The organism is Pseudomonas sp. R37(2017) (assembly GCF_002113375.1).
Classification (GTDB): Bacteria; Pseudomonadota; Gammaproteobacteria; order Pseudomonadales; family Pseudomonadaceae; genus Aquipseudomonas.
In genome coordinates, this window is the sequence record NZ_NEHO01000046.1 from 1 (window position 1) to 1,308 (window position 1,308).

Sequence of the window (1,308 nt, forward strand, 5' to 3'; positions counted from 1 at the left end):
CAGTGTGTTGACCGGCACCTCGAGCGTCGATGGCCCCGTCAGTGTGGTGAACTTCACTATTGGTGAAACCACCTACGCTGCGGGCAGCACGGCCACCATCGCCAACGTCGGCACCCTGGTCATCGGCGCCAACGGCGCCTACACCTTCACGCCTGCCGAGAATTACAACGGCAGCGTACCGACGGTGAGCTACACCGTCACCGACGGCTCCGGCAGCAATGTCACCTCGACGCTGACCATCAACGTCACCCCGGTCGACGACAGCTTCACCGACCTCAGTGAAAGCGTGACCACCGCCGAAGACACGGCCGTCAGCGGCAGTGTGTTGACCGGCACCTCGAGTGTCGATGGCCCCGTCAGTGTGGTGAACTTCACTATTGGTGAAACCACCTACGCTGCGGGCAGCACGGCCACCATTGCCAATGTCGGCACCCTGGTCATTGGCGCCAATGGCGCCTACACCTTTACCCCGGCCGAGAATTACAACGGCAACGTGCCGACGGTCAGCTACACCGTCACCGATGGATCGGGCAGCAATGTCACCTCGACCCTGACCATCAACGTCACCCCGGTCGATGACAGCTTCACCGATATCAGTGAAAGCGTGACCACCGCTGAAGACACCGCCATCTCTGGCAGCGTCCTCACCGGCACGAGCAGCGTCGACGGTCCGGTCAGCGTGGTGAGTTTCACCATCGACGGTGTTAGCGGCACGTTCAACGCCGGCCAGACTGCGACCATCGCCAATGTCGGCACCCTGGTCATCGGTACCAACGGCGCCTACACCTTTACCCCGGACGCCAACTACAACGGCAGCGTGCCGACGGTGAGCTACACCGTCACCGACGGTTCCGGCAGCAACGTCACCTCGACCCTGACCATCAACGTCACTCCGGTCGATGACAGCTTCACCGACCTCAGTGAAAGCGTGAGCACCGCCGAAGACACCGCCGTCAGCGGCAGCGTGTTGACCGGCACTTCGAGCGTTGATGGCCCGGTCAGCGTGGTCAACTTCACCATCGACGGTGTGGCTGGCACCTTCAACGCTGGGCAGACCGCGACCATCGCCAACGTCGGCACCCTGGTCATCGGCGCCAACGGCGCCTACACCTTTACCCCAGACGCCAACTACAACGGCAGCGTGCCCACCGTCAGCTACACCGTGACCGACGGCTCGGGCAGCAACGTCACTTCGACCCTGACTATCAACGTCACCCCGGTCGATGACAGCTTCACCGATATCAGTGAAAGCGTGACCACCGCCGAAGACACCGCCGTCAGCGGCAGTGTGTTGACCGGCACCTCGAG

1 protein-coding gene is annotated in these 1,308 nt (G+C 62.5%); it reads left to right on the forward strand.

Translation table 11 applies throughout. The features are described 5' to 3' along the window. On the forward strand, window positions 1-1,308 hold a 1,308-nt coding region (locus tag CAG47_RS27595; protein ID WP_143515947.1), incomplete at both ends, for a cadherin-like domain-containing protein.